This window comes from Rhodococcus sp. MPR-R1B (assembly GCF_058793255.1).
This window is the reverse complement of record NZ_JBXAFO010000006.1, coordinates 271325-297090: the sequence shown is the minus strand read 5'-3', so window position 1 is coordinate 297090 and position 25766 is coordinate 271325. Positions and strand designations below refer to the sequence as shown.

Sequence of the window (25766 nt, the reverse complement as noted above, 5' to 3'; positions counted from 1 at the left end):
TTCGCAACTTCCATCCTGCCGCGAAGGACCAGCCCGTCCACTTCAATCCCGCGTCAGCAACGTCCATACCCGCAACACCTAGTTCCGGCGAGCGCGTCATCTAGCCGGTCGACAGGCGACGGCATCTCACCGAGCGACTGCTCGTCTTTCTCGGCTGAGGGGGACTGACTGTTGCGCCTGTTTAATTCAGCAATGGTTACCCGTGATACCGCCACCGTGCTGCCTCCCAGAGAGTGACCAACCATAGAGTTGCTCTTGAAGAATACCGACCGGCACCGACAGTCTTGTCATCATCCACACCCACCGTGCAGTCGTGCATCGTTCCTCGGTGCGTGTGGACGGTCAGCGAAAGCCTCGCACCTGTCACGTGTGCGCACATGTGATTGCTCGTCATACCGAGCACGAGGCGCATACAGCCGATCTGGGACATGGCCTTGCCGGCGTCATCACGCGGCGATTGAGCAGAGCGACATCACGCGCGTCTGACACATCATCAATTGCCTACCAAAGACCCGCATGACTTCGATGCGGGTGGCAGTCATGCGGGTCAATGGTCGGACAGTAAGGCTGCGGAGGTTCGCGCCAATGCCTGCCCAAGTCAATCAATCGAGGTCGTCGGGAATCTCGTCATCGTCGAGTTCGTCGCCCAAGACCTCGTTGATGTCTATCTCGAAGTCCACCTCAGCGTCTCCTGCGAGCCAGCGATCGACATCTGAGTAATCGTTCTCGCGTTGGGTCGCATCGAGTCCTGTGTACGCAGCCCGGCGGGCCATGATGCGCAGCCCCGCGTCGATACCCTTGAGGTCACCCGATTGGACGGCATTCATCGCGGTGACAGTCATCTTGTCGAGTCGCATCATCTCGAGTTCGAGCAGCTGGGTTAGGTCCTCACGGTCGGCGCTCTTCAGCTCCTGCCGTATCGCCTCCCGCGTCACCTTGTCCGAGTTGTAGCCCACACGCTTGGTGATTGCCGGGATGCTCAGCCCGTGCGCCCGCAGCTTCACAGCCTCACGTCGTTTTACCGCCGCGCCGACAACCTTCTTCGGGGAACCCACAACATCTTCCTTTCACTAGACCCGAACCCCGCGCATGAACACCGACGCTCATACGCGGGGATAGCGATCATTCCTCGGTGTACGTCTTCACCAGCGCGTCCAGCAACGGCCTTGCCGCCTCACGGTAAGCACCTCGCGGAGCGGACCTGATCGTCGCCATGTCAGCCCTGCGGGCATCGGTGTGGAACATGTGGGTGGTGACGCGACCCGCCGACACCGGATACCCGTTCTCCGCCTCGTGCCGGACATAGTCGACAACTGTCGCGACCTCACTGGGCATCACGATGGAATGCCAACGCGCCCTGTCCTTCCACACCGGTTCGTTCGTCCGATCAGGCCCTCCGAGATTCAACGGACGCGCCTTCAACCGAATGGATCGCTCGTACTCCTTGCGCTCCTTTACGAGAGAGATGAACTCAGCCAATCCAACGACCGCGAGGTTGTACGCCTCACGCAGGGGTTCCATGTCGGTAGACGCGAACTCCTCATATTCAGCCATGAACTCGGCAAGTTCTGCCTGGTAAACAGCTTCACGTACGCGGGCCTCTTCGTTCTGAGCAGCGGACGCCTGCAATTCAGCGAATGCAGCTTGCTCCTTCGCCGCAGTGATCTGTGCGGCAGTGACCTTGCCGTCGCCATTGATCACCTTCTGTTCGAGTGTGACGACCTTCTCCTGCGCGGTAGCGACAGCCTGCTCGGCGGACTCTGTTGCTTCCTGCGCTTCAATGACTGTGTTGGGCATGGTGTCTATTCCTGTTCCGTCGGAGCCACGAACTGTGGCATATCAATGTTGTATTGGAGCTGGTCGATGTTGTGCAGCCCGCGAATCTCATGGCGCATAGCCACGTCTCGCGCAGTGAATGCCGCCGACAGCTTGGGCGACAAGGGAATCAGCAGATTCGCGTCGATGGTGTAGTCACGCAATCCGTTCTTGCGCAACACCTCAACGATCGACTGCGTCAGCAACGGACGCACTGCGTTGTCGGCCCGCATGATCGCCGAGTACGCCTCGGAGATTCCACCGTCGATGTCCCGCGTATCGCTGATGGATTCCTGAACGCCCGGCCACAGACGCGCAAACATGCTCTCTGCCAACGTCTTCGATGCAACATCACTCGGAAGTTGGGTCAGCTCAGCGCGAGCCGCATCCACCGCGTTGTGCGCCTCCTCGCTCTCAGCTCGGACCTTGGCCCGCATCTCGTCGAACATCGCCGTATCTGCCTCGATAGCTTCGCGAGTGTAGGTGGCCCCCTGCGCGACCAACTTCTCACGCAGCGCGAGCAGTTCCTCAGTGGTATACATGAATCTCCTTATCATCTTGCAATTGAGCAACTTTGGACCCAGACAATGGGCAGGTCGAGTCGTGGACCAGCTCTGCGTCAATCGGAACCGCCAGAAGCGGTGAGTGAATGATCACTGCGGGAGAAGAGCAATGCCCGCACAGCTCCCCGTCGTCCGCGATGAACTCCAGCATCGAGACTGGGTCAACGAACTGAAGAGCAGTTACGTCTTCAGCAATCACGCGATGAAATCGAGTTCCCATTGCCTTAGTCCTTTCCAATCCTCCTGTTTACGAACACCTTTCAGTGCCCGACATGCGAGCATCATTGCACGTCAACGCGCCAACCCCCGAACCTTGTAGCGTGCGGGCGCGACCTCAGACATGCGTCAGACAAACGTGCCGGAGCGTTCAATCGACGGTGACGACAATCTGCGTTAAATCCCACACCACATGCAGGGCGTCGGGTTGAAACTGACCAATGGCCTCGAAGTACTCATCCTGTCGTTCCTGCGCCTCGGCGAGGGTGCCGAACAGCCGCACGCACTTCACACCCGTCGCGTCGTGCATGAACCCATAGAGCCCATCGCCTTCGATGTACGAACTCCCGTATAGGTCACTGCAGTAACTGGCGCGAGACTCAGGCCAGCCCTCAGCCAAGCATTGCGCAGCAGCTCGACCTGTCATGTGTTCAAACCCGAAGGCCAGTAATGACTCTGGACATCTGCATCGTTTGACCACACGCACAGGCCAATCATCCGCGGGACGTTCGACCAGAGGTCTCGCCCTCCAACCCTGCGTGCGCTTGCGGTACCCGAACCTGGACTTGTACTGCTCCGCCGTCAGCCCGCACTCGCGCATGTAGTCTTCCCGCGTCATACCTGGATGATTGTCGTTCATGTGCCGCTCCTATCGTTCGTCATATCGGATCGTTTAAGACGTCCCAGATGCGGCGTGAGCACCTGTGACGTTGGTATGCGATGAATCCCGCATGTGGACGGGTCACAGATGTCAGCGTGCCCATCACCGACACAAACCTGCACACATACGATCTATTGTGTTGTCTTGCTCGATAACTCGTCTTACGGCTGATCAAGCATCGAGACTCTTGATGCTTGGGTTGAACGGGATCTTGCGCACCAACTCGCGGAACTCCTCTTGCTTCGATGCGCACTCTTCGCGATGGATCACCGGGCCTGTCGGCACAGAGTCCTCATCACCTTCGAGGTCTACGAGCACGTATTCGACTGTGCACCATTCGCACAGATCCTCGTCGTCCACGATCAGAACCTCGTCGAGGTCATCAACGAAGAACTTGTACCCCAAGGGTTCTCGATCAGTTTCGTCAACGCCCAAGTCCTCCAGGCGTTCATCACCCGGATAGATGCGTGCGATCAGCTTTCGAGCCATAGTCTTTACCTTTCAATAGATTTCAATTCCATCTGATCCGTACTACGTACACGCCCGCGAAGTTCCGCGCCTGCGTCGTCCACACCAACCCGACTACATCGAGCGGCGTCGCCTTGTTCTGATGTACGGGTGTACACGGGTGTACGGGTGTACGCCGTCACCGCACACGCAAATCGACGACCATAGATAAAAAGAATGAAATTCCTCATCTACGTATAGCGCGATGATTTGCGCGGTGCACAATGTGTACACCCGTACACCCGTACACCCGTTGAACATCGAGACGTGCACCCGTTATTCGGCCAGCCGGTAACGCTTCCCGTCCTGCTTCGCCCGGACCTCACGAATCTCGCCGGCATCGACCAGTTCCGTCATCGCGTCCTCGAAGAACTCACGGTTGTTGTAGCGCAAACGCTTACGCATCTCCGCGCCGGACATCGACTCGTTGTCTGCGAGCTGTTTGAGCAAGGATCTCTTGACGCCTGCAATCTTCGCTGCATGGGCTGTGTCCTCACCGATAACGCCCAGTTTCGCAATGCGCTTCTGACCGCGAACCTCGTTCTCCCACTGGGTCTGACGCAGTACGTCGCGGACCGCAGCGCGTGTGGAGTCACTCATTGACATCACCACACCCGCGTGTTCCCAGTCCTCAAGAGTCACGACATCACGGCGCCCATCCAGCCACATCAGCCATGCCGACACCTTCAGGCGCGTCAGCAAGGCGTGACCGTCAAGATCGTCGGGTAGCGCCTCCTCCCGCATCTGCTTACGGCGCGTCTCCTTGATCAGTTGTGCCGCCTCATCGGGAATACGCAAGGGTGACAGATCCTCACGCAGGCGTTTCTGATCGAGCATCAACCCCGCCAGGCGGTCACCCGTCATCGCGTCACGATTGAAGCCCGGCATCGACCACTTGAACGATTCGGGTAGTTCGGGTTCCTCGTCGGGAGCGTGTGGATCAGAGGCGGGCAACCACAGAAGGCGCTGCGGCGTACCTCCCTTGGCATCGTTGATCAATGGGCCTGCGTTCTCGGGCTGCACGCCGATGGTGAGCGCAGCGCGGTAACGGTGCTTCTCGACTGGAATTCGCTTCGCAGGATCGGCATTGCCCATTCCCAACCGCTCGCCTGTGATCACCTTGCGCATCTCGGACATCACCGTCGAACCACCTCGCTCGGCAATTGCCTTGAGAGTGTCAATCTCTTGAACCGAGATGATCGCCGAATCACGCACACAGACATACTCACCGCCGCGTCCCGAACGATAGGCGTACGTCTTCGGGAATCCCTCGCCCGACCCGATGTTCTCGGTGTGTGGTTCCCACCCGAAGTCCACCGCGATTTCGGCTGCGCCTTCGCAGGCTCCCTTGCCCATGCCCGAAACTCCACACAGAGCGATTGCTCCGTTCAGACTCGCCTCTCCCCCGACCGTCGCAGGCAGTACGACATCGGTAGGTATCACGGCTGCCGTGCGCATCAGCACGACTCCGAATGTGCCCCAGGGCGAGGCCATCAACGCACGGGCAGTGTCTCGGATATGCGCATAGATCGGGCGCGATTCCCAGAATGTTTCGACGTCGATGCCAATGCTGGTATCGGGGGTCTCGTCGGCCGCTGCGGCATATGCCTTATGGATCTGATCGAACAGAGACGCATCGCGGTAGCGCGTCGAACCGGTCGGGTGGTCGTATGTCAGTGACAGCGCCACACCCTTCGACACGTCGTTCTTGGCGCACTCCTTCCACATCTGCCACAGATCACTACTGACATCGCCGCTATCCTTGTCGAAAGCGGTACGCACACAACGCTTCAGGGATCTTCGAACGTAATCCTCAGCGACTATCAGCGTCGTGTTCGTACGTTGCAGCCGGCGCGCACGTTCAGGCACGCTGAATCCCTCTGAGTCGAGGAGCTTCTCGAACGCCTTGTTATCCCACGGCTCGTCAGAGAAGTGCATCACGGAAGCCTCACGACCCGTACCGTCGGCGCGGATGTGCTTGTCCTTGAATGACGGGGCGTGGGGCACCCGAAGGAAGCTGACGATGTTCTCTTTGTCGTCTGCACCGATGGCGTGCTTGAGCTTTGTGTTCAGGCGTTGAAACTCGTCCGCGTCCATCGGGTCGCGCATGAAGAACCAGATGTGACGACCCCCGCTCGGCGATCTGAACATGGCGCTGCCATGCTTCGTCAGTTTTCTGATCAGCTTGCGATTGACCTCGCGAGGTGTGCCGTCCTTGCGCACGAAGTCAACGTCCACCCACAGAATGTGCAGTTCGTCGTGGGGTGTGGACGTGTCTCCTCTGAGCGTTTGCCCCACTTCTGCCCACGACGTGAGGTTCAGGAACGCACTGTGCCCCTTGGCCTGTGCCTGGCGGGCGGCGTTGTAAAGGTCGTCCACACCCTGCCTCGTCGAGGTATCGAACAGAATCGGCTTACCCGGCACGACGCCAAACGACGCTGCAACCGTGGGTGATCCTCCCGCCTTGAAGATCGGCACCATGACGGTTTCTGCGTGGAGGTCACGTAGACCCCAATTACCTGTCGTCACTGAATCCTGCTCTCTTGGTTAGTTGTTGAACCCCAAGGATTCCGATTCCAGTACTCGGCCAATCGTTGTGCCTGTGCGTCACCGTCCGCGACGTGTTGAGCACGTATGCGACGAGGAGCGGCACGTTCACGCTTTGCAGCGTCTGAGTTCGCCCCGTACGCCTTCGGAGCACCACGCATGATGAACGACTCGTCGGGTTCATATACAGGCCGCACACCATCGCTGGCCGTGTTCCCACCGAAGTACCTCATGCGCTGCGCCTGATGCGGCGTGAGACGTATTCATCATCCTCACTGCAGGAATCTGCTGCGTGACAAGACTTGTGAGTGTCCAACAGTGCGATCAGATCTTCTTTGCGGAATCGACTGCCACGACCCACACGAACAGCTTTCAACGGGAAGTCAGGCGAATGCAGCACGCCCGAACGACCGACCTTGACCTCTTCAGCCACACGCTGCGTCGTCATGTATCGCGGTAAGGCTTCGATCCGAGCGCGATAGTTCGACAGATCGTATTGCCCGTGTTCGAGCATCACGAGGAGCGGAACCCTGTGGGTTGAACCACCGATATGGAGAACGGGGAAGCCGAGCGTACCTTGGTGCATTCGGTAGTACACGGTGCCGCGACTGCATCCCAGCACCTTCGCCACTTCCGCCAATGGCATGAGCAGAGGCATTTCGTTCATGTCCTGTTGGGTCAGTTCAGACACGTTGTGCGCCTTTCATATTCGACGGTTGTATGCGTCGTTTCGGTTGGGAGGAGCATTTAACAACCAATGCGTCGAATTGGCAACCGCTGAGTCTCCGTCACGGCGTGCCGTCGTTTCGCGTCGAATACATCAGTTCATATGAGCGTGTCACACACATATGAGCGGTGGTACAGTTCTGTGCATGACATCGAAGACAACTGGTGCGACCGTGGGCGAGAACCTCCGCGCAGCACGCATTCGGGCTGGTGAAGATCAGTCGCAGTGCGCAACACGATTGCGGTTGCACGGCCTCGATTGGTCACGCGACAAGGTTGCATCCACCGAAAATGGGCGCCGAGGATCAATCGCGGTCGAAGAGTTGCTGATTCTGTCAGCGGCATACAAGGTGCCACTCGCTGAATGGTTCGCCGGGGATGGGCAGGTTCAGGTCACGCCTGAAGTCGCCGTAGACCGCGACGAGGTTCGTAAGATGCTGCAAGGCAAGATGATCAAGACTCGTCCTGTCGTCTTGGACTTCACGGACGTCGAAGACTTGGAAGCCGACGAACGCGCCGCAACACGGTTGGGTGTGGATCAAGATCAGGTGACCGCTACTGCACGGGAGCTATGGGGCCACACGCTGACAGCCGAACGCAATGCGCGCCTTGCAGAACTGGGAACAAAGACCCCGAAGGAACTGCGCACGCTTCGAGCGGGCATGACGAAACGACTCATGCGCGAGATCGAGGAGGCCATGTCTGAATGAATCTGTCAGCACGTCGGCCTTGAACACCGAACACGCACGCACGCAACACATCACCGAGGCATCAGCACCGAACTGAGCGCCCGCAATCACATCTCGAAAGGAACCCACGATGACCCGTACCGGACTCTTTGACCCCACGGGCTACGCCCTGCGTCCCGGCACCTACTTCCATAATCTGGACCAAGAGGATCAGGTGTCACTGTTCCAAGAGTGGCTCTCACGAGCTGCGGGACGGCGCGTTGCGTGGCTAACCGTCATGGACGAGCCTTCCCCCAACGACTGGCGTTGCCAGATTGTCGTCATACCCAAGAATCCCCAATGGGGGCGCAGTCTCGAAGAATTCGACGCTGAAATCCATGCGACAGATTCACGCCGTCAAGAGTCCATGTGGTTGAACTGCGGACTGGGGACCTGCATCGAAGTGGGCACGGCAGATTTGACTCCCACAGATCCAGTGGACTACGCATTCCTTCCGGTAGACGATGACCTGAACGCACTCGGCAACATCACTTGGAACACCCAATGGGACAGGTTCGAGGACTGGCTGGTAACGAAAGGCTTTGACCGTCTTCGGTTCTACAAGGACTAGCCACACACCAACGTGCGATTGCCCTCGTTCACACGGGGGCTTTCGTTGTATCTGGAGTAAGGAACCCACAATGGCAGGACTAGGCGCAATAAGAAAACGGTGCGGCTGCAGGGATGAAGACGGGAATCAGCTCGGTACGCGATGCCCTCAGCTCAAACGTAAGAACGGAGGGTGGTCAGCCACACACGGCTTGTTCTCGTGGCACCTCGGAGTGACCGACCCAACGGGCAAAAGACGGCAACTGTCGAGGAGTGGCTATTCGACCAAGGAAGATGCCCAGGCCGCACTCGACAAGGTACGACAGCAATATGCCCAAGGCATCATCGTCACCGATAGGCAAACCGTCGCAACATATTTGGATGACTGGATGGTGCAGAAACGAGGTCATCTCAAGGCTGGAACGATCTCGCAGTACGAAGGTCTCATCGCCCGCGTGATTTTGCCACACCTCGGGAACATCAAGATTGACGAACTCAGACCCGCGCATATTCGACGAGCGTTCGATGCGTACCTTGCAGACACGACACGGGCGAAGACTCGCGCAGGTGGCCTCACCACGATTCAACGATGCAAGGCGGTGCTTGGCTCTGCCCTCGGTGATGCTGAGAGGGAAGGTCTCGTCGAGCGCAATGTGGCACGTCTCGTCAAGCTGCCTTCTGCACCTTCATCGAAAGCTGTGGTGTGGTCGAAGTCTATCGAGGCCCGTTGGCGCGCTGAGGTTGATCGACTCATCTCGGAGGAAGGCATCACACGCAAGGCTGCACGCGAGAAATCCCCGCGTCCAAGTGGTGTGATGGTGTGGGGACCACGACACGTCGGCGCATTCCTCGACCACACCGCCGATCATCGCAACTACGCCCTCTGGTATCTACTCCTCACGCGAGGACTTCGACGGGGCGAGGTGACCGGGTTGCAGTGGTCGGACATCGACTGGGAATACTCCACGCTCACGGTCGCACGGCAACGGATCATCCTCGACTCTCGTGTTGTCGTTGAGACACCGAAGTCCGAATCCGGCAAGCGCACGATTGCGTTAGGTGCGGAAGGTGTCGAGGTTCTGAAGGCTCATCGCACCGCCCAAGCCAAAGCGCGGTTGGCAGCGGGTGCGGGATCGACGGAATGGATCTTCACCGACCCCGCCGGGCAGCCCCTCAACCCTGCACACGTCGCGGGTGAGTTCAGTCAGCTCATCAGGAAAGCCGACCTGCCGCCCATCAGGACTCACGACACTCGCCACACCGCAGCAACTCTTGCGCTTGCGTCGGGAAGCGACCTCGTGACGACACGCGATCAACTCGGGCACTCCAACCTGAAGGTGACAAGCCGATACCTGTCGATGCTCGAAGAGGTCGCGCAAACAGGGGCCGACAATGTTGCAGCGTTCATCCCGCGCGCACGATGACGCGCACTGTCGCTGAGACGAACGCTGACGCCTCGTTGATCCTGAACACGTACGAATGCGTGTCATCGAGTGGTCAAGATCGCACACCGCCTGTGACACGAATTGTGTGTGCGCACGACATCTTGTGTCACCGAAGTGTGTGCCTGCGTTTTCGCCTTACGTCACGCGTCGAGGCACTAAATACCGGCGTCTACGTGCAGTGGAGCGGAGAATCGTCATCTACCGTCGAGCTACGTCAGATCGACCTAGGACTGACCAGCAGTTTAGCGGATAGAGTATAGACACGACGACATACCGGGGGTGCTTTTACGACAGATCCACCCTCCCAGCGGGTTTCGCCTAGCGTAGGAAGCATGACCGAAGCCACCGCAGCCACCCCCTCCCAGACCGTTGTCGCGATTGCCCAATTCGCCCCGGGGACGGACAAGAAAGCCAACCTCGAATCACTGCGATCACTGGCTTCCGATGCAGCAGCACGCGGCGCGAAAGTTGTCGTGGCGCCGGAATACTCGATGTTCACCGCACCGAAGACGGATGAGCGTTTGATCGAGTCCGCGGAGGACCTGGACGGCGAATTCGGTTCGGCGCTGGCGTCGGTCGCCGCGGAGTTCGGAATCTTCCTCGTGGCAGGAATGAACGAGCGGATCGACGACGTGAGCAGAATCTCCAACACCCTCGTCGCGATGGACCCGAACGGCGAACTGGTGGCGACCTACCGGAAACTGCATCTTTACGACGCTTTCGGTTACCAGGAGTCGGCCGTGATCCGCGCGGGCGAGATCACCGAACCGCAGACTTTCGGGTGCGACGGCCTGACCTTCGGCCTCCAGACCTGCTACGACCTGCGCTTCCCGGAAGTCACCCGGCGCATCGTCGACGTCGGCGCAGACATCTTGCTCCTGCCCGCCCAGTGGGTGCCGGGGCCGCTCAAGGAAGACCACTGGACCACTCTCGTGCGCGCCCGGGCCATCGAGAACACGATGTACATCGCAGCGGCAGATCAGAGCGCGCGCGGCGGCGCGGGTGCCAGCATGATCGTCGACCCGATGGGCGTCGTGATGTGTTCACTTGGCGAGCAGGTCGGGGTCGCCACCGCACTCGTTTCGGCTGCTCGCATCGCCGAGGTACGCGAGAAGAATCCCGCTCTCGCGCTGCGGAGGTTCACAGTCTCGTCGCGGTGACCTGCAGCGAGTAGCGTCGAACTGGTCGGGGTTCGAGCTTCTCGAGGACAACGCAGTGACCCAGTATCGGGATCGATCTTCCGCCGGCAGATTTCTGGCCGGGCGGCTCGAGACCTTGCGTATCGACAAGCCCGTCGTTCTCGGACTCCCGCGCGGCGGAGTTCCGGTCGCAGCCGAGGTGGCTGCGGCACTGAACGCTCCGCTCGACATCGTGGTGGTGCGCAAGCTCGGCAGTCCGTACAACCCGGAACTGGCGATGGGCGCCATCGGTGAGGGCGGCGTGCGGGTCCTCAACCACGACGTCATCGCAGCGGTTCGCGTCTCGAAAAGAGAACTCGTCGCCGTCGAACGCGACGAGCGAACCGAATTGGAACGGCGGGCGCATCTCCTGCGCGAGGGGCGGACCCCGGTTTCCCTCCACGGACGCACTGCGGTGATCGTCGACGACGGAATGGCTACGGGCGCGAGTGCCGCCGTTGCCTGCCGATGCGCGCGCACCGCGGGTGCTGCCGCCGTGATCGTCGCTGTCCCAGTAGCGTCCCCCGAAGCCATGAGAGTGATCGCGTGCTCCGCTGATCGGGTCGTCTGCCCCTTCGTTCCTGCCCTGTTAGGCGGCGTCGGTGCTGCATTCGAGGACTTTCATCAACTCAGCGACGACGAAGTGCTGTCCTTCCTCGCCTGAGTGCACACCTCTCCAGCCTGAGCACAGTCCAAGAGATCTCTGAGAATTTGTGATGTGTGCAACATTTCGCTCCTCGGTGCCGATAGCCCAAATGGAACAAAAAGAATTCGGCTTTCTGGAGGAACCGTGACCATCTCGACCGATACCGTCGACGCCGTCGCAGCTGCGTGCCGTGACCGCCTGGGCGACCCTTCCGCCTGGGTTGCGTCAGACGCTTATCGACAGAGCCTCGCCCTGTGCATCATCGAATCCGTTCAGTCCACGTCGGGTCACAGCGAAGTGACCGTCGTCGATCGCTACCTGGCGTACCGGAAAGCCCGCGAGGACAAACCCGTCACGGATGGCGCACGTGAACTACTCCGCACCTTCGAGGAAGCCGGCAGTTCGGACCAGTGGGCAGGCAAGATCGGCTCGTACAAGCGTCGCTACACGGCGACGGGTGTCCCGATCGAGGCACGGCACATCCAACAGGTCGCCGAGAAACTCCATCACTTGCGGATCAACAGCGTCGAGGACCTGCTGTCGGCCGCCGATTCCGACAACGCTCTCGAAGCCGTTCACCATGCCTGGGTGGACGCGTGCGGAGACGGTTCCGAAGTGACCTGGGCCCACCTGTTGATGTTGGCCGGAATTCCGCACACCGATCTGGGGACCGCTGCCGACACCTTCATCAGCGCGACACTCGGCACCACCGAGTTGCCGGGAGACACCTCGGAGATCCTTGCAGCTACTGCAGAGCAACTCGCAGTGGATCCGGACCGATTGGACTACGCAATTCGGCGGTGGCTGTCCGTGCACGGTCGCACGCTCCAACACGTCGCCTGAGTACCTGTAAACAGGCGGTCACACTAAACTGCAGGTCAGCGCCCGACCAGTTCTACCGAATAGTAACGACAGTGCAAAATGACGACTAATGTGATGCAATGCACATCAGAAATGTCAGTAGTCACTGGAGGGGTCAATAGTGCGCGAGTTCTCAGTTCCACAGTCGTTCTCAATTCCGGAGAACGTATCCATGGCCGACTCCGTGTTCCGTCACGCCGAAGAAGACCCCACATTCGTGCCGTTCAAGAGGCCGTCGAACGGTGGATGGGTCGACGTCACTGCAGCTGAATTCGCGAAGCAGGTCTCCGCAGTTGCCAAGGGCCTGATCGCTTCGGGCGTCGAGCTCGGCGACCGCGTCGCTATCCTGTCCGCGACTCGCTACGAGTGGGTCGTTCTCGACTACGCCATCTGGACTGCCGGCGGATGCACCGTCGCGATCTACGAGACCTCCTCCCCTGATCAGGCGCAGTGGATCCTCGAGGATTCAGCGACGACACTTCTGGTCGTCGAAACGGCCAAGCACGCGGAGACTCACAAGGAAGTCACCGACGGCGCAGAAGCCCTCCGCGAGGTTCTTGTCATCGAGTCGGGTGCGATCGACGAGCTGTCCAGTCGCGGTTCGGCAATCACCGACGAAGAACTGCACACTCGTCGTCACCAGGTCACCGCTGCCTCGCCCGCGACCCTGATCTACACCTCCGGAACCACCGGACGCCCCAAGGGTGTCCAGCTGACGCACTCCAACTTCTACGCCGAGTCCAACGCCTGCCGCCTGGCGATGCCGGAGTCCATGGTCCCCGGCAAGAAGACTCTGATGTTCCTGCCGCTTGCCCACGTATTCGCGCGGGCGATCTCCTTCGGCGCTTTCGACGCCAAGGTCACCGTCGCCCACACGTCGGACCTGACGACGCTGCTCGAGCAGTTCGCCGGCTTCAAGCCCAACTTCATCCTCTCGGTGCCCCGCGTGTTCGAGAAGGTGTACAACTCGGCTCGCCAGAAGGCAGTCGACGGCGGTAAGGGCAGCATCTTCGACAAGGCTGCTGCCACCGCCATCGAATACAGCGAATCCCTCGAAAAGGGTGGCCCCGGACTGGCACTCAAGCTCAAGCACGCGGTATTCGACAAGCTCGTCTACTCGAAGTTGCGCGCAGCTCTGGGTGGCGAGTGCGAGCGTGCAGTCTCCGGTGGCGCAGCCCTCGGCGCGCGCCTCGGCCACTACTTCCGCGGCGTCGGCATCCCGATCTACGAGGGCTACGGACTCACGGAGACCAGCGCCGCAATCACCGTCAACACCTCGAGCGCGCAGCGCGTCGGCACCGTCGGCAAGCCGATCAACGGCCATGCAGCACGGATCGCCGAGGACGGCGAACTCCTCCTGCAGGGCCCGGTCGTGTTCGCCGGCTACTGGCACAACGAGAAGGCCACTGCCGAATCCATCGTCGACGGCTGGTTCCACACCGGCGACCTCGGCTCGATCGACAACGAGGGCTACGTCTCCATCACCGGACGCAAGAAGGAAATCATCGTCACCGCGGGCGGCAAGAACGTCGCACCGGCAGGCCTCGAAGATTCCCTGCGTGCGCACGCTCTGATCAGCCAGTGCCTCGTCGTCGGCGACGGTCAGCCGTTCATCGGTGCACTGATCACCCTCGATCCGGAGACACTGCCCGGTTGGGTCGAGCGCAACGGCCTGCCCGCCGGCACCCCGATTGCCGATCTGGTGAAGAACGCCGACCTGATCGCCGAGATCGACTCGGCCGTTGCCGACGCGAACAAGAAGGTCTCCAACCCCGAGCAGATCAAGAAGTACACGATCCTCGAGGTCGACTTCACCCAGGAGACCGGTGAATTGACGCCGACGCTCAAGCTCAAGCGCAACATCATTCACGAAGCTCACAAGACCAAGATCAGCGACCTGTACGCCTGATCGATCGTCTTTCACGAGTCTGGCCCGGTTCGAATGCGAACCGGGCCAGACTCGTTTCACTGTCCGGCGGAGAGTAGTTCCTTTTCGATCTCGGATGGAAGGCCGTGCACCGCACGATCCTCCCGCTGAGTCGGCAGAGTTTCCCGCTGCATCCACTCCCAGGTATCGCGCACGGTGTCTTCGACGGGCCGGCACCGCAGCCCTGCTTGCCCCGCCTTGGCGGTGTCGGCTTCGAGGAAGCCCGCGAACTCACCCTCCTGCGGCACCCAACACGGAAGTTGTGTCCACGGCTGCGCTCCAGCGGCCGCCAGCCTGTCCTCGTCGATCCACACGAGTTCAGCGTCCGAACCGGTGGCAACCACGCACGCCTGGAGGAGTCCGGAGGTAGTGGTGTGGCCGGACGGGCTGATGACGTCGTATGCCCCGCTGATCCCGGCGGCCAGTCCGGACAGGACAAAGGTTGCGATGTCGCGGGCATCGACGTACTGCAACGGTCTGGCCGGCACTCCGGGAGCAACGACACGTCCGCCCGCCGCGATACGCTGCAGCCACCACGGCAACCGCCCGATGTCCTCGCGCGGGCCGAGGATCAACCCTGCCCTCGCGAGTAACGCGTCCGGGAAGGATTCCAGGACAGCGAGTTCGGCCCCGCGTTTGGCGGACGCGTAATCGCTGTAGTCATCGGAGGTCGCAGATGCGGCCACCACTGGCGAGGTCTCGTCTACGTGCAAGCCCCATTGGTAGACGGATCCACTGGAGATGTATGCGTACCGGTCGACGTGACCGAGTAAGACGCGCGCATTTTCCCCGATCACTCGGGGGCTACCCGACCAGGTGTCGACGACAAGATCCCATCGACGATCACCGAGCGCATCAACCATCGCACGCTGATCGGTGCGATCCGCGAACAGGACCTCCGCTGTAGGTGGTGGCGCTCCGGTGAGCCCACGATGGAGCACTGTCACCTCCCAGCCCCGGACCAAAGCGTCATCGACGAGAGCGTGGCCGAGGAACCGTGTTCCTCCGAGCATCAACAGCTTCATGAGGGCCATCGTCACTTGAAAAGCGTCGTGCGGCAACACGTTCGTCTGGTAGCGCAATTTCCGGCGACTGAGGCACGGACGAACCGCTCAGATACCTCGTCCGGGATTGAGAATGTTCTTCGGATCGAATGCGGCCTTGACTGCAAGCATCATTTCGCGTTCGGTCTGGCCGACCATGTCCGCCATGTACGGCGCTTTGAGAACCCCGATACCGTGTTCACCGCTGATCGTTCCGCCCAACGCCAGTGCGCCGGCAACGATGTCGTCGAAAGCTCCGCGCGCACGATCCTGCGCACCCGATTCGGCAGCGTCGAACACGATGGTCGGGTGGAGATTGCCGTCGGCGGCGTGACCGAAGGTTCCGATCGTGACGCCGTGGCGATCGGCCGCTTCACGAATGCATTCCAACATGGACGGCAACGCCGGCACCGGCACCGCGACGTCGTCGAGAAGTACCGTGCCCAACGCCTCGAGAGCCGGCAAGGCCATGCGGCGCGCGGCGGTGAACTCTTCACCTTCCACCGGATCGTCGGTGTGGAAAACCTCTCGGGCCCCGGCACTTTCGCACGCCGCGGCGCAGTCCGCTGCCTCGGCGGCCGCCGACCTACCGTCGCACTGGATGAGCAGCATCGCCCCGGCCGATTCGTCCAGCCCCATCTTGGTCAGCCGATTGACGGCGCCGATGGTGACGTCGTCCATCAACTCCATCTGACACGGTTCGGCCACTGCCGACACGGCGAGGACGGCATCGATCGCGGACTCCGCGGAATCGAAGAAGGCGACCACAGTGGTCGCGGCAGTGGGCGCCGTACGCAACCGCATCGTGGCTTCGACGATGACCGCGAGAGTGCCCTCCGACCCGACGAGCAGATGTGTCAGGTCCAGCCCCGCAACGTTTTTGCGCGTCAGTGCACCGGTACGGATCACACGCCCGTCGGCGAGTACCGCCGTCAGGGCCGCAACGTGATCACCGGTGACGCCGTACTTGGCGCAACAGATGCCGCCTGCATTTGTCGCCAGATTGCCGCCGATACTCGAGATGGACCGGCTTCCCGGATCCGGTACGTACCAAAGGCCCTGCTGTGCAGCAGCTTCCGCCAGGTCACCGTTGATCACTCCGGGCTCCACCGTGGCGGTGCGCGCGGCAGGATCGATCTCGAGAATGCGATCCATGCCCGCGACGCTCAGGACGATGCATCCGTCGAGCGCATTGGCAGCGCCGGCCAACCCGGTACCCGCCCCTCGTGTCACCACCGGAACGGCGAGTTCGTGGGCCACCGTCATGACCGCAACGACGTCGTCGACCGTCTTCGCCTTGACCAGCGCGGCGGGCCTTCCGGCTGCGGTGAGCAGTGATTGATCCCGGACGTACGCGCCCATTCGGTCGGGATCGGTTGTCGCCCTGTCCCCCACCGCTTTCTGCAAGCGTTCATCCAACAGATCGATACTCGTGGTCATTGTGTTCGTCCTTCGTAGAATCCGCGCACATGGCGCTCGACCAAAACGGCGGCCTCGTCAGCTGCGCCGCGCTCGATCGCGTCAGCGATACCCTCGTGCTCTGCCAACAGTGCGCCGAGCGTGGCCGCCGAGTTCTCGCGCGAGTCGAGTTCACTCAGCAGGTAGCCGGCGATGCTGTCGCGGAGAACCGTCATGACCAACCCGAACGCCTTGTTCCCGCCGGCTCCGGCCAGCGCAACGTGAAAGTCGACATCGGCGTCGTGGAATGCGACCGAGTCGTCGGCAAGGGTTGCGACGCGCATCCGCTCGATCGCATCCCGGGCGCCGTTCGGCACCGCGACGACAGTGCGCAGCGCAGCAGCTTCGAGCAGCACTCGCAATTCGACAAGATCGCCCAATGGAACTGCACCCACCTGCAACGCCGTGCTGAGAGCTGTGGCCGCGGAATCGGCCGTATGCTCGTGCGTCACCCGAGGCCTGGCAGTAGAAGTGGTGTCCGCGCCGGTCAACAATCCCTGCGCTTGCAGAACCCGAAGGGCCTCACGGACCGTCGATCGACCCACCGAGAACGTCTGTGCAAGTTCCTGTTCGGTGGGCAATGCCTCACCGACCGGGAGTGAACCGTCGAGAATGGCAGCGCGGATTCGTCCCGACACGGCAAGGCTGAGCGGCATGCGCGACAACGGAGTCGTATCCATGCCGCGACGCTACCACCCCTTGCCTGCTTGTCTGACAAACTGTTTAATTGAGGAGATTCGTGACCCGGACCACAACAGAGAAGGTGCCGACCATGACCGACAAGCTCGAATTGGATCCCGCGACCACCGCCGTCGTGCTCATCGAGTACCAGAACGACTTCACCACCGAAGGCGGTGTCCTCCACGAGGCCGTCGCACCAGTCATGGAATCGAACGGACTCCTCGCGAACACCGCCGCGCTGGTCGATGCGGCCCGGGCGGCGGGTGTCACCGTGATGCACGCACCGATCACCTTCGCCGAGGGGTACAACGAAATCACGTCGCATCCGTACGGAATCCTCAAGGGCGTCGTCGACGGAAAGGCCTTCGTGAAGGGTTCGTGGGGCGCCGCTATCGTCGACGACCTCACTCCGAAAGACGGCGACATCGTCATCGAGGGCAAGCGTGGACTCGACACTTTTGCCAGCACCAACCTCGATTTCATTCTGCGTAGCAAAGGAATTCGCACGATCCTTCTCGGCGGTTTCCTGACCAACTGCTGCGTCGAATCGACCATGCGCACCGGATACGAGAACGGCTACCGGGTCATCACACTCACCGATTGTGTAGCCGGAACTTCGGTCGCCGAACACGAGAACGCGATCACCTACGACTACCCGATGTTCTCGCATCCCGTCACGTCGAAAGAGGTGCTCGGCGCGCTCTCCTGAGAGGACTACCTGGAATGCGCGAGAAGGAATTCACGGCTGACGTTGGTGACACTGGCGTGAACCTTCTCGTGCAGCAGGTCGTGACCGGCGTCCTCGAACTCGCGCATCTCGACGTTGCGCAGCGTCCGCGCCCAGTCCCGGACGGGATCGACCGGGGCGATCCGGTCGTCGGTACCGTGAACGACCAGGACTGGGATGCCCGCGTCGGAGAGTTCCGCCCACCCGTGTTGCTCGACCGCACTGCGCGGAATGCCGCACAGCACTGCGGAGGCAAAATCGTGATCGCGATGAGCCAGCATCGTCAGCGCCGTCACCGCACCCAAGGAATGGCCCATCACCGCCTGCGGGACTTCGGGCAGTTCCGCCAAAGCGATGTCAGCGAGCGTTGCTGCGTCGGCGGCAAGATCGGAGAGCGGAGCCCCGACTCCCGGATCACCCTCCGACAAACCGTGCCCGGTGTGATCGATCGCCCACACGTCTATCCCCGACGCCGTCATTGCGCCCGCGAAGCGGTGATACTGGCCGCTGTGCTGACCGAGACCGTGCAGAAAGACCAGTGACACCGTGGGCACCGCGCCCCCTGCCGCCGGCCAATGCCGAAAGTGCACCTGACCGGTTCGTCCGTCGAAGAAAGGCATGATCGTCATTCTGCACGCCGCTACCGGTATCCGCGGCTCGTGGGCGATTACTGGTGGGTTGCCTTGTCGGTGAGCGATGGCACAATCGCCCTGTGTTCCTACTCGATGATCAGATCGTCTACAGCGCCAGCGACCTCTCGGCTGCGGCCTCGTGCGAGTTCGCACTGCTGCGGCAACTCGACGCCCGAACCGGTCTGATCGCGGCCGAGGCCGCCGAGGCGGATCCGATGCTCGAGCGGACGTCGAGCCTCGGCGACTCGCACGAGCGCGAACAGCTTCAGAAGTTCATCGATCAGCACGGAGACGGCGTCGTCGTCATGCCGCGACCGGAACACTCACGCGCAGGCCTGACCGCTGCCACGTTGGCCACCGTCGAGGCAGCACGATCGGGCGCGCCAGTCATTTATCAGGGAACCTTTTTCGACGGCCGTTTCCTCGGGTTCTGCGATTTCCTCGTCCGCGAAGGCGACACCTACGCGGTCTACGACAGCAAGCTCTCCCGGCACGCCAAGGTGTCGGCACTTCTACAACTCGCCGCATACGCGGATGCGTTGGAGCGCAATGCAATCGCCGCCTCCGATCAAGTTCATCTACTGCTAGGCGACGGCAGCACGTCGTCGCACGACATCGGAGACATCGCGCCGGTATTCGCGGCACGTAGAGCTGAACTCGAACGAGTCCTCGACGAGCACCGCGCCGAGGGGAAACCGACACAGTGGCTCGACGATCGGTACCTGCGTTGTGGTCGATGCGACACCTGCAGCGTCGAGGTCGAAAGCCATCGAGACCTGCTGCTGGTTGCGGGCGTCCGCGGCAATCAGCGTGAACAGCTGATCGTCTCGGGGATCACGACAATCGACGAACTCGCCGCGAGCACCGGCCCAGTCGAGGGCATCCGCCGGGAAACACTCGACAAACTCCGTGCACAGGCCGCGGTTCAACTACGCCAGGAACTGTCCGGCGACGCCGAATTCGAGGTCTACGAACCCTCGGCGCTCGGCGGACTCCCCATCCCCGACGACGGTGACATCTTCTTCGACTTCGAGGGCGATCCGCTCTGGGCCGAGGACGGGTCCACCGATTGGGGGTTGGAGTATCTGTTCGGTGTGGTCGAAGGGCCTGCGGACGACTACGTGTTCAAGCCGTTCTGGGCACACGATCGCGAGGGCGAGCGCCAGGCGCTCCTCGACTTCCTCGATTACGTCACCGCGCGTCGAGAAGCTCATCCAGGCATGCACATCTACCACTACGCCGCGTACGAGAAATCGGCGCTGTTGCGCTTGGCCGCACGTCACGGTGTCGGCGAGCAGACCGTGGACACGCTGCTCAGCGAGAACGTGCTCGTAGACCTGTACCCGATCGTCCGCGCGTGCCTGCGGATCGGACAACGCTCGTACAGCATCAAGAAACTCGAGCCGCTCTACATGGGTGAGCACGGCCGCGACGGCGACGTGACCAATGCCGCCGCTTCGGTCGTCGCCTATGCCGACTACTGCGAATTGCGCGACGGCGGACAAGCCGACCAGGCCCGGGAACTTCTTCAGGGTATCTCCGACTACAACGAGTACGACTGCGAATCAACCCTGCGCCTGCGTGATTGGCTTGCGGAGCGCGCCGCCGAACACGGCGTCGAACTTCGTGAGCCGACCGGGCAGATCAAGATTCCACTCGAGGAGCTCACCGAATCGGAGATCGCGCTCCGCGAATTCGCAGGACACAAGGCAGGTTCGACGCGTACCCCCGATCAGCAGGCAGCTGCTCTACTGGCCGCAGCGGTCGGATACCACAATCGCGAGCGGAAGCCGTACTGGTGGGCCCACTTCGACCGATTGGTCACACCGATCGAAGACCTGGTGGACATCCGCGACGTCATGGTGGTCGAGCAGTCCGAAATCGAAGCGGACTGGCACAAGAGCACCCCGCGGCAGAAGAAGTTTCGTCGCCACATCCAGTTGACCGGAAGTTTCGGCACCGGAACGTCTTTGAGCCCGGGCAGTGATCTTTTCGCGCTCTACGCAACCCCCTCCCCGGATGCCGTTGCAAGCGAGAACCCCACCCAACGCGGCACCAGCAGCGTCAAGGTCACCGCCGTGGTCAAGGCCGAAGGGCTCGACGTGGTCACCGTCGAAGAACTGCTCGGCGGTGACGAATACCTCGATACCCCAGTCGCGTTGGCACCTGGTCGTCCGATTCCCACGGGACGTATGGAGAAGTCGATCGCCGCTGCCGCAGCCGCCGCCAGCGAGATCCTGCCCGAACTGCCACCCGTCGCAGCGGTCGACATTCTCCGGCGCAGCACCCCGAGGACACGCTCGGGTTCACCGCTCCCTCCCGTCGGGACCGACAACAACTACGCGGAGGCCATCACCGCCGCACTTCTCGACCTCGACGATTCCTACGTGGCAGTACAGGGTCCCCCTGGTACGGGCAAGACCTACACGGGCGCTCGTGTCGTCAAGACACTGATCGAACAACATCAGTGGCGAATCGGAGTGGTGGCACAATCACATTCGGTGGTCGAGAACATGCTCGGCGGCATTCTGAAAGCCGGCGTGGACCCTGCACTGGTCGCGAAGAAGGGCAGCCGGAGCAAGACCGCAGAATGGCAGGACATCGCATCCGAAGAATATGCGGGATTCATCGCCGAGGCCGAAGGCGTCGGCTGTGTCATCGGCGGCACTGCGTGGGACTTCTCGAACACCGATCGTGTTCCAGCGGGCAGCTTGGACTTGCTCGTCGTGGACGAAGCAGGCCAATTCGCGCTGGCGAACACCATTGCCGTCGCGATTTCCGCGCGAAACCTGTTGCTGCTGGGCGATCCGCAGCAGTTGCCGCAGGTGAGCCAAGGCACTCACCCCGAACCGGTCGACGAATCGGCACTCGGTTGGCTCGCCGAGGGACACGGCGCACTGCCACCCGAACTCGGCTACTTCCTCGAGAAAACGTGGCGGATGCACCCGGATCTGTGTGCGCCCGTGTCCGCATTGTCGTACGAGGGCAAGCTGCATTCCCAGGAAACCGTGAGTGCGGCAAGAAAACTCGACGGACTCGCTGCCGGAGTACACACGGTGTTCGTCGATCACCGCGGCAATTCCACCTACTCCCCGGAAGAGTCCCAGGAAATCGTTCGCCAGATCCAGGGCCTTCTCGGTACGCCTTGGACCGACCCGAGCGAGTTCGAGGGAACCAGGCCGCTGGAGCAGTCGGACATTCTCGTAGTCGCGGCGTACAACGCCCAGGTGGGCACCGTCGAGCGCGATCTCACCGAGGCCGGTCTCACGGAGGTCGAGGTCGGGACCGTCGACAAGTTCCAGGGCCGCGAGGCTGCGGTGGCAATCGTGTCGATGGCCGCATCTGCCGTCGAGGACGTCCCGCGAGGGATGTCGTTCCTGCTGTCGCGAAACCGTCTCAATGTTGCTGTCTCACGCGGCAAGTGGTGCGCGATCATCGTTCGATCGCACGCGTTGACGCAGTACATGCCCAGTACGCCTGCGGGATTGGTCGAACTGGGCGCGTTCATGAGGCTGACGAGCTAGCCGAAGCCTGTCTTACCCGAAACACTGCCTTACCCGAAGCACTGCCTTACCCGAAGCACTGCCCTTCGCCGCGATAGGTGGGAACCGAGGTTCGGGTGCCGTCGGCTTCGACCACGTACACGCGGTCGAAGCGCTCGCACAGCTCGCCGGCCTTGGCGTGACGGAACCACACGCGGTCGCCGATCGCGATGTTTCCGGCTTCCTTCCCGGTGACCGGCGTCTGGACTTCGCCGGCACCTTCGTTGCGGAGCAGTTTGAGACCGGCGGGCCAGACCGGTGACGGAACGCGGGTGGCTCCGGCAGGTCCGGACGCGATGTATCCGCCGCCGAACAGGGTCGTGACGGACGGCGTCGGTTTGCGCACTGCCGACAGTGCGAAGAACAGCGCCGGATCGGGGCGGAAGGCGCGGTAGCGGTCGAACAGGGTCGGTACGTACAGTCCGGAGCCTGCTGTTACCTCGGTCACCACAGGATCGGCCGAGCTGACCTCCAGCGACCCCGTACCGCCGCTGTTGACGATCTCGAGTGCACCCACGGCATCGGTGACGGCCGCGACCACAGCGCCTCTTCTGGACGCCAGTTCGCGGGCAGAGGCCTTCTTGACCCAACCGATCGGAGCGCTGGTGTCCGGGAGGCCGGCGATCTGGGCTTCGTAGAACATCACTCCGACGACGGAGAATCCGCGCTGACGAGCACGCGCCGCGAGTGCGGCGACCGCGGCAGGTTCGCGCAGCGGCGAGCGTCGTACGCCTAGATGAATCGGACCGATCCGAAGTGACGCATCGACGTCGAGACACACCCGGACAGGCGCATCTCCCGTCGACGCCGAACGAATGAGGTCCAACTGCGCATCGTCGTCGACCATCAAGGTGATCGATGCGAGAGCGGTGTCGTCGGCAGCGAGATCCGCGATGGCGCCACGATCGGCGGTCGGGTACCCCATCAGGATGTCCCGTGCGCCCAGCCCGACCAGCCACAGAGCCTCGCGCAGTGAGTACGCCATGATTCCGCGGAATCCGCCGGACGCGGTCAGTGTGTCGCCGAGAGTTTCAGCCAGAACCGTCCGACAACGAACCGATTTGCTCGCCACTCGCACCGGGGTTCCACCGGCACGGCGCACCAGGTCGGCTGCATTACTGCGCAGGGTGGTCAGATCCAGAGCAGCCAGAGGCGGGTCGAGTTCTCGCGTGGCAGCAGTGAGTCGATCAAGGGTCCGGGTCACAGATGATCCAATCGTCGCGGCGTGCGACCAGTCAATCACCAATCCTGGACGTATGTCCAGGATGGCAGCTCTACTGAGGCGCGACCACGGCTTTATTGGCGATTACCTGAACCATTTCTCCGAACTCGGCAATAGTCGCGTCGGAGTCACGATCGACCAGCCATCGCAGAACAAGGCCGTCGATCATTGCAAGACTCAGTCGCGCAATCGAACTCAACGGCTCCGTCCACACCGTGCCCGATATCTTGGCGCACTCTTCGAGAAACGACACCGCGAGCTCATCCATTATTCGGTACTGCTCAAATGCAACCGCCCCAGCACGTTCGGCTCCGAGATTGCGACTACGCAGTGCCTGCGCGGTAATTTCGTAGGTCAACAACTGGCGATCCGGGGTTGCCTCGATGGTCGGCCACATTCCGGTCAGGCCGATGTGCAGCAATTCCCTGAGCCCCTGCACGCCACTGAGATCCGGCGCATGGCGGACCTGCGCGAACGCATACTGCATCGACGCACTGAGCTGCAGAATGAGCGTTTCACCCATTGCCGCGATCAGCGCTTCCTTGCTCTCGAAGCAGTAATGAACGACGCCGAGCGATACCCCGGCCTCCTCTGCCACCGCCCTTACCGTCACAGAACTGACACCGCGCTGTTCCGCAATAGACAAGGCGGACTCGACCAATTGTGTGCGGCGTTCGTCCGCCGGGAGCCTGTTCAGCATCCAATGATCGTAGAACGCAAATGACAAAATCTTCGCGCAATACTTGCCTGGACGACCGTCCAAGTACATTATTGCGTAATGGCTTCGGACACTTGGCAGAACTGGGCGGGCACTCAAAGCGCCGCGCCGCGTCGCTTTGCGACGCCGACAAATACCCGTGAACTTTCGTCGTTGGTCGCCGAGGCCGCCTCGCGTGGCCAACGCGTGAAGGCCGTCGGCGCCGGCCACTCGTTCACCGGTGTCGCGGTCACTGACGGTGTCCTCGTCAGCCTGGACAACTTGAGCGGAATCGACTCGATCACACCGACCGACGACGGTGCGCTGGTCACTGTTTTTGCAGGCACTCGCCTTCATGCTCTCAACGACGCCTTGTGGCAACGCGGATATGCGATGGCAAATCTCGGTGACATCGACGTCCAGTCACTGGCCGGCGCGACGTCCACCGGCACGCACGGCACCGGCGCACGATTCGGCGGTATCGCCACACAGATTCGCGGAATCGAGGTCGTTCTCGCCGACGGATCCGTCGTTTCCGCAAGCGCCGACGAAAACGTCGAGTTGTTCGAAGCGGGCCGCCTCGGATTGGGCGCAATCGGCATCATTTCGAAGATCACTCTCGCCTGCGTTCCGCGATTCACACTTCGCGCAATCGAGGAACCCGACACGCTGTCTCACATACTGGACACCCTCGAGGGCGATCGCCTGGGCCTGGATCACTTCGAGTTCTACTGGTTCCCGCACACCGATCGTGTCCTGACGAAGAGCAATACGCGACTCCCCGGAGATACCGAACCCGATCCGGTGGGCAAGGTCCGCGCGTTCGTCGACGACGAACTCCTCTCGAACACACTCTTCGAAGGTGTCAACCGCGTTGCCACCCTGGCACCGGCCGCGATCCCGAGAATCAACAACGTGTCGTCCCGATTGCTCGGCGCCCGCGAGTTCACCGATCGCAGCTACCGGGTATTCGCGTCTTCGCGCCGCGTGAAGTTCAAGGAGATGGAGTACGCGATTCCCCGCGAACACGTCACCGAGACACTTCACGAAATCGATCGCTGGATGAAGAAGTCCGGAACCAACGTAGCTTTCCCCGTCGAAGTACGTTTCGCTGCCGCCGACGACCTCTGGCTCTCCACTGCTCACGGACGCGACACCGCATACATCGCGGTACACCAGTACCACCGCCGACCCGAAACCGAATACTTCGCCGCGGTGGAAGCCATCGCGCGCGCCGTCGACGGCCGGCCGCATTGGGGAAAAATGCACAACCGGACCGTCGACGACCTGCGTCCTACGTACGACCGACTCGACGACTTTGTCGCCGTTCGAGACAAGTACGACGCGAATCGTGTGTTCGACAACGAATACTTGCGTCAGGTACTCGGCGACTGA

General features: G+C 61.5%; 23 protein-coding genes. 10 read left to right on the top strand and 13 right to left on the bottom strand.

Going from position 1 to position 25766, the window contains the following annotated elements; translation table 11 throughout:
• Window positions 1-602 precede the first annotated feature (602 nt).
• The 7 genes from AC1Q61_RS11785 to AC1Q61_RS11755 all read right to left on the bottom strand — a co-directional run bounded on the left by AC1Q61_RS11785 (window position 603) and on the right by AC1Q61_RS11755 (window position 7000).
• On the bottom strand, window positions 603-1055 hold the full coding sequence (locus AC1Q61_RS11785) for a hypothetical protein (RefSeq protein ID WP_492651277.1): 453 nt from the start codon (window positions 1053-1055) through the stop codon (window positions 603-605).
• Between the two features lie 67 nt (window positions 1056-1122).
• Window positions 1123-1797 carry a hypothetical protein gene (locus AC1Q61_RS11780; RefSeq protein WP_492651276.1) on the bottom strand — a complete coding sequence of 225 codons (675 nt, stop codon included), beginning with the start codon at window positions 1795-1797 and terminating at the stop codon, window positions 1123-1125.
• A 5-nt stretch (window positions 1798-1802) separates the two neighbouring features.
• Window positions 1803-2357, bottom strand: coding sequence for a hypothetical protein (locus AC1Q61_RS11775; RefSeq protein WP_492651275.1), 555 nt, complete (start codon window positions 2355-2357; stop codon window positions 1803-1805).
• Window positions 2358-2745: 388 nt separating this feature from the next.
• Window positions 2746-3234 (bottom strand): hypothetical protein, encoded by a 489-nt coding sequence (locus AC1Q61_RS11770; protein ID WP_492651274.1) that lies wholly within the window; start codon window positions 3232-3234, stop codon window positions 2746-2748.
• Window positions 3235-3426: 192 nt separating this feature from the next.
• Window positions 3427-3744, bottom strand: a complete 318-nt coding sequence (locus tag AC1Q61_RS11765) for a hypothetical protein (protein WP_492651273.1) — start codon at window positions 3742-3744, stop codon at window positions 3427-3429.
• A gap of 294 nt (window positions 3745-4038) precedes the next feature.
• The gene (locus tag AC1Q61_RS11760; protein ID WP_492651272.1) at window positions 4039-6291 is read right to left on the bottom strand and encodes a hypothetical protein; all 2253 of its coding nucleotides are present in this window, start codon (window positions 6289-6291) and stop codon (window positions 4039-4041) included.
• Between the two features lie 247 nt (window positions 6292-6538).
• On the bottom strand, window positions 6539-7000 hold the full coding sequence (locus AC1Q61_RS11755; protein ID WP_492651271.1) for a helix-turn-helix transcriptional regulator: 462 nt from the start codon (window positions 6998-7000) through the stop codon (window positions 6539-6541).
• Between the two features lie 181 nt (window positions 7001-7181).
• Between AC1Q61_RS11755 and AC1Q61_RS11750 the strand changes: the two genes are divergently transcribed.
• The 7 genes from AC1Q61_RS11750 to AC1Q61_RS11720 all read left to right on the top strand — a co-directional run bounded on the left by AC1Q61_RS11750 (window position 7182) and on the right by AC1Q61_RS11720 (window position 14351).
• The gene (locus tag AC1Q61_RS11750; protein WP_492651270.1) at window positions 7182-7745 is read left to right on the top strand and encodes a hypothetical protein; all 564 of its coding nucleotides are present in this window, start codon (window positions 7182-7184) and stop codon (window positions 7743-7745) included.
• A 109-nt stretch (window positions 7746-7854) separates the two neighbouring features.
• Window positions 7855-8334, top strand: a complete 480-nt coding sequence (locus tag AC1Q61_RS11745; protein WP_492651269.1) for a hypothetical protein — start codon at window positions 7855-7857, stop codon at window positions 8332-8334.
• A 70-nt stretch (window positions 8335-8404) separates the two neighbouring features.
• Window positions 8405-9736: a site-specific integrase gene (locus tag AC1Q61_RS11740; RefSeq protein ID WP_492651268.1), complete on the top strand. Its 1332-nt coding sequence runs from the start codon at window positions 8405-8407 to the stop codon at window positions 9734-9736.
• A 353-nt stretch (window positions 9737-10089) separates the two neighbouring features.
• Window positions 10090-10917: a carbon-nitrogen hydrolase family protein gene (locus AC1Q61_RS11735; protein ID WP_050656184.1), complete on the top strand. Its 828-nt coding sequence runs from the start codon at window positions 10090-10092 to the stop codon at window positions 10915-10917.
• A gap of 55 nt (window positions 10918-10972) precedes the next feature.
• The gene (locus AC1Q61_RS11730) at window positions 10973-11599 is read left to right on the top strand and encodes a phosphoribosyltransferase (RefSeq protein ID WP_030536915.1); all 627 of its coding nucleotides are present in this window, start codon (window positions 10973-10975) and stop codon (window positions 11597-11599) included.
• A gap of 126 nt (window positions 11600-11725) precedes the next feature.
• The gene (locus tag AC1Q61_RS11725) at window positions 11726-12424 is read left to right on the top strand and encodes a DUF8548 family protein (RefSeq protein WP_030536916.1); all 699 of its coding nucleotides are present in this window, start codon (window positions 11726-11728) and stop codon (window positions 12422-12424) included.
• A 139-nt stretch (window positions 12425-12563) separates the two neighbouring features.
• Entirely contained in the window at window positions 12564-14351 is a 1788-nt protein-coding gene (locus AC1Q61_RS11720) for an AMP-dependent synthetase/ligase (protein ID WP_042450345.1), read from the top strand.
• A 56-nt stretch (window positions 14352-14407) separates the two neighbouring features.
• Here AC1Q61_RS11720 and AC1Q61_RS11715 read toward each other — a convergent pair whose 3' ends face one another.
• The 3 genes from AC1Q61_RS11715 to AC1Q61_RS11705 all read right to left on the bottom strand — a co-directional run bounded on the left by AC1Q61_RS11715 (window position 14408) and on the right by AC1Q61_RS11705 (window position 17550).
• A complete protein-coding gene (locus AC1Q61_RS11715) occupies window positions 14408-15394 on the bottom strand; it encodes an NAD-dependent epimerase/dehydratase family protein (protein WP_492651267.1) in 987 nt (328 codons plus the stop codon).
• Between the two features lie 87 nt (window positions 15395-15481).
• A complete protein-coding gene (locus AC1Q61_RS11710) occupies window positions 15482-16852 on the bottom strand; it encodes an FAD-binding oxidoreductase (protein ID WP_215516012.1) in 1371 nt (456 codons plus the stop codon).
• Window positions 16849-17550 (bottom strand): FadR/GntR family transcriptional regulator, encoded by a 702-nt coding sequence (locus tag AC1Q61_RS11705; RefSeq protein ID WP_007736157.1) that lies wholly within the window; start codon window positions 17548-17550, stop codon window positions 16849-16851. Before AC1Q61_RS11705 ends, AC1Q61_RS11710 begins: the two co-directional genes overlap by 4 nt.
• 92 nt (window positions 17551-17642) lie before the next feature.
• On the opposite strand from AC1Q61_RS11705, the gene AC1Q61_RS11700 reads away from it, so the two are divergent.
• Complete coding sequence (locus tag AC1Q61_RS11700) at window positions 17643-18260, top strand: cysteine hydrolase family protein (protein WP_030536921.1); 618 nt, start codon at window positions 17643-17645, stop codon at window positions 18258-18260.
• Between the two features lie 5 nt (window positions 18261-18265).
• Here the strand turns inward: AC1Q61_RS11700 and AC1Q61_RS11695 are convergent, their stop codons facing one another.
• On the bottom strand, window positions 18266-18907 hold the full coding sequence (locus AC1Q61_RS11695; protein WP_208690434.1) for an alpha/beta hydrolase: 642 nt from the start codon (window positions 18905-18907) through the stop codon (window positions 18266-18268).
• An 83-nt stretch (window positions 18908-18990) separates the two neighbouring features.
• Here AC1Q61_RS11695 and AC1Q61_RS11690 point away from each other — a divergent pair, with 83 nt between their 5' ends.
• Entirely contained in the window at window positions 18991-22434 is a 3444-nt protein-coding gene (locus tag AC1Q61_RS11690) for a TM0106 family RecB-like putative nuclease (protein WP_042923388.1), read from the top strand.
• A 46-nt stretch (window positions 22435-22480) separates the two neighbouring features.
• Here the strand turns inward: AC1Q61_RS11690 and AC1Q61_RS11685 are convergent, their stop codons facing one another.
• Both AC1Q61_RS11685 and AC1Q61_RS11680 read right to left on the bottom strand, forming a co-directional pair.
• Window positions 22481-23656, bottom strand: a complete 1176-nt coding sequence (locus tag AC1Q61_RS11685; protein WP_003945107.1) for an amino acid deaminase/aldolase — start codon at window positions 23654-23656, stop codon at window positions 22481-22483.
• A 70-nt stretch (window positions 23657-23726) separates the two neighbouring features.
• Window positions 23727-24374: a TetR/AcrR family transcriptional regulator gene (locus AC1Q61_RS11680; protein ID WP_020908434.1), complete on the bottom strand. Its 648-nt coding sequence runs from the start codon at window positions 24372-24374 to the stop codon at window positions 23727-23729.
• A gap of 78 nt (window positions 24375-24452) precedes the next feature.
• Between AC1Q61_RS11680 and AC1Q61_RS11675 the strand changes: the two genes are divergently transcribed.
• Window positions 24453-25766, top strand: coding sequence for a D-arabinono-1,4-lactone oxidase (locus AC1Q61_RS11675; RefSeq protein WP_003945122.1), 1314 nt, complete (start codon window positions 24453-24455; stop codon window positions 25764-25766).

Bases quoted from the DNA above. Each gene is read 5' to 3' on its own strand.
- AC1Q61_RS11750 (WP_492651270.1), top strand. From the start codon at position 7,182: ATGACATCGAAGACAACTGGTGCGACCGTGGGCGAGAACCTCCGCGCA.
- AC1Q61_RS11740 (WP_492651268.1), top strand. From the start codon at position 8,405: ATGGCAGGACTAGGCGCAATAAGAAAACGGTGCGGCTGCAGGGATGAA.
- AC1Q61_RS11695 (WP_208690434.1), bottom strand. From the start codon at position 18,907: ATGACGATCATGCCTTTCTTCGACGGACGAACCGGTCAGGTGCACTTT.
- AC1Q61_RS11775 (WP_492651275.1), bottom strand. From the start codon at position 2,357: ATGTATACCACTGAGGAACTGCTCGCGCTGCGTGAGAAGTTGGTCGCG.
- AC1Q61_RS11680 (WP_020908434.1), bottom strand. From the start codon at position 24,374: ATGCTGAACAGGCTCCCGGCGGACGAACGCCGCACACAATTGGTCGAG.
- AC1Q61_RS11710 (WP_215516012.1), bottom strand. From the start codon at position 16,852: ATGACCACGAGTATCGATCTGTTGGATGAACGCTTGCAGAAAGCGGTG.
- AC1Q61_RS11735 (WP_050656184.1), top strand. From the start codon at position 10,090: ATGACCGAAGCCACCGCAGCCACCCCCTCCCAGACCGTTGTCGCGATT.
- AC1Q61_RS11765 (WP_492651273.1), bottom strand. From the start codon at position 3,744: ATGGCTCGAAAGCTGATCGCACGCATCTATCCGGGTGATGAACGCCTG.
- AC1Q61_RS11705 (WP_007736157.1), bottom strand. From the start codon at position 17,550: ATGGATACGACTCCGTTGTCGCGCATGCCGCTCAGCCTTGCCGTGTCG.
- AC1Q61_RS11770 (WP_492651274.1), bottom strand. From the start codon at position 3,234: ATGAACGACAATCATCCAGGTATGACGCGGGAAGACTACATGCGCGAG.
- AC1Q61_RS11780 (WP_492651276.1), bottom strand. From the start codon at position 1,797: ATGCCCAACACAGTCATTGAAGCGCAGGAAGCAACAGAGTCCGCCGAG.
- AC1Q61_RS11700 (WP_030536921.1), top strand. From the start codon at position 17,643: ATGACCGACAAGCTCGAATTGGATCCCGCGACCACCGCCGTCGTGCTC.
- AC1Q61_RS11715 (WP_492651267.1), bottom strand. From the start codon at position 15,394: ATGAAGCTGTTGATGCTCGGAGGAACACGGTTCCTCGGCCACGCTCTC.
- AC1Q61_RS11675 (WP_003945122.1), top strand. From the start codon at position 24,453: ATGGCTTCGGACACTTGGCAGAACTGGGCGGGCACTCAAAGCGCCGCG.
- AC1Q61_RS11745 (WP_492651269.1), top strand. From the start codon at position 7,855: ATGACCCGTACCGGACTCTTTGACCCCACGGGCTACGCCCTGCGTCCC.